Raw genomic sequence first — 1,876 nt, forward strand, 5'->3', positions numbered from 1 at the left:
CGCTATCGAGGTTTCGCGGCTGTGCCTCCCGCTTTGTTGCAGTGCGGGGAAGGACCCATAAATTAGGTGCAATGCAAAAAATCGAACTGCGATTCAGTTCTGATTTTTCCTTCGTTGTGCGTCTTCCATAGGCAGGCAATCCCTGCGGATCTTCACAACAAAGGAGTGGCATGCCATGCGTTGTATTAAAGCACTGGTTACGACGAGTCTCATTGCCTCGTCGTTGTTAATGGCGTCTTCTGCGAGCGCCTCGGGTTACGAAATCTGGAATGGGTTGGCCTGGGTCAAGACCGGGGATGTTGTCTTTACAGGGCCAACTCGAATCGTCGTGAGCGGTATTCCTATTCCCTGCAACACGACGTTCATAGTAGGCATCACAAATGGAGCCGCGTCAGTTTATGCCGCGAATTTCAGCGGCAATAGCACTTGTATCAGTTTTAATCCGAATCTTCCTTGGACAATCACTGCGCCCGTTGCACAACTTCCAGGCGATTATGGTGTGAAGATGAATATCTTAATCAACCTAACAATACCGGCGCCGTGGACTGTGTGTGTTGGTTCTGTGCCAAGTGTACTCACGAACGCTAATCCAAATGGCGGAGCCAGTTTCAACAAATTAACGTTTCGAACGTTGATAGTTCGATGTCAGGTTGAAACAGATGGCAGTGTCTACCCATACGCGATGGTGTCGTCAAGGCCGGTGCGTGCCTATTTCCCCTAAACAGACATCATCCTAGGTTTGAGAGCAAGATCATTGCGACCGCCCGAGGTGTAGGAGGATTGAAAGCACCTCGCCTAGCTGTTCGATCACGACCACTTCGACAGCTTCGTTACCTATAAAAATCAAACTGGTCAAAAAAGAGAGCCTCGCTGCCACAGGTCGGGCCATAAGCCAACCAGTGGCAGCGGGGTGTGGAGTGCAGCTAATCTTGGATCGTACTTCTTCGCCATGAACCACGAACAGTCTTTGCTGCACGGTTCCTGTCACTGCGGCTCGGTGCGCCTTACGTTGCCGGTGGCGCCCGAAACCGCGACGAGTTGCAACTGCTCCTTATGTCGGCGCACGGGAGGGATATGGGCCTTCTACGAGCTTGGCTCGGTCTCTATTACCGGTCATCCCGAGAACACAGAAAGCTATATCTGGGGCGATCGAACACTAAGGAATTTTCGTTGCAAGACCTGCGGTATCGTCACCCATTGGGAGCCGGTTGAAGCCGCGATTGGCGCTCGCCACGGAGTCAACCTCCGAAACTTCGAACCCGCGCTCCTGGAGTCGGTCGTCGTTAGGCGCCTCGATGGGGCGGACACCTGGGAATTTCTCGATTGAAGGCTTTCAGCTTTTCACATCATCCGGGTTGTTCTGCCACGGCCACATCGACAGCTTTGTGGCTTAAGCGCTGCGGGCGGATCAAAAAAGAACCTCGCTGCAACAGGCCGAGATCTAACTCAACCTGCGGCAGCGAGGTGTGAAGTGCAGCTCACCCTCACAGCTTTGACGTAAGGACTACGTCAAGGGCATTACGACCAGCCTGCCGGAAAGGCTACCTGGAAAGCGGGGGAAGTGTGGCACGGGCAATGTGCTCTTTTGACCCCGAAAAGCCTCATCAGGCCCCATGAGATTTATCTGGCTGCGCAGCAGCGTCGATCGGGGCGTCGGTGCTGGCGAAACGTGGCGGGGTGTCGTTGAGCTGCACCACGATCAGGGCCAGGGCGAACTGCCAATGGCGCCAAGCCGTCTTGCGATCGCGCCCGATGCGGCTGCAGATCTCGCGCCAGGGTAGCGGTATCGACAGCGTTGAAGCTGCCGTCTTACTCCAACTCTGAGAATGTCCGCTTATGGCCGATAGCGGCCGTTGTTTCGATCCTCTTTCGGGGC

The 1,876-nt window shown here is 54.6% G+C and carries 1 protein-coding gene and 1 pseudogene; one reads left to right on the forward strand and one right to left on the reverse strand.

Going from position 1 to position 1,876, the window contains the following annotated elements:
• Nucleotides 1-949 precede the first annotated feature (949 nt).
• A complete protein-coding gene (locus LG367_RS18175; RefSeq protein WP_226470677.1) occupies nt 950-1,327 on the forward strand; it encodes a GFA family protein in 378 nt (125 codons plus the stop codon).
• A gap of 277 nt (nt 1,328-1,604) precedes the next feature.
• Here LG367_RS18175 and LG367_RS18180 read toward each other — a convergent pair.
• A pseudogene (locus LG367_RS18180) lies at nt 1,605-1,876 on the reverse strand (hypothetical protein); the annotation flags it as partial.

It is taken from the genome of Luteimonas panaciterrae (assembly GCF_020511115.1).
In the GTDB taxonomy this organism is placed as follows: Bacteria; Pseudomonadota; Gammaproteobacteria; order Xanthomonadales; family Xanthomonadaceae; genus Luteimonas; species Luteimonas panaciterrae.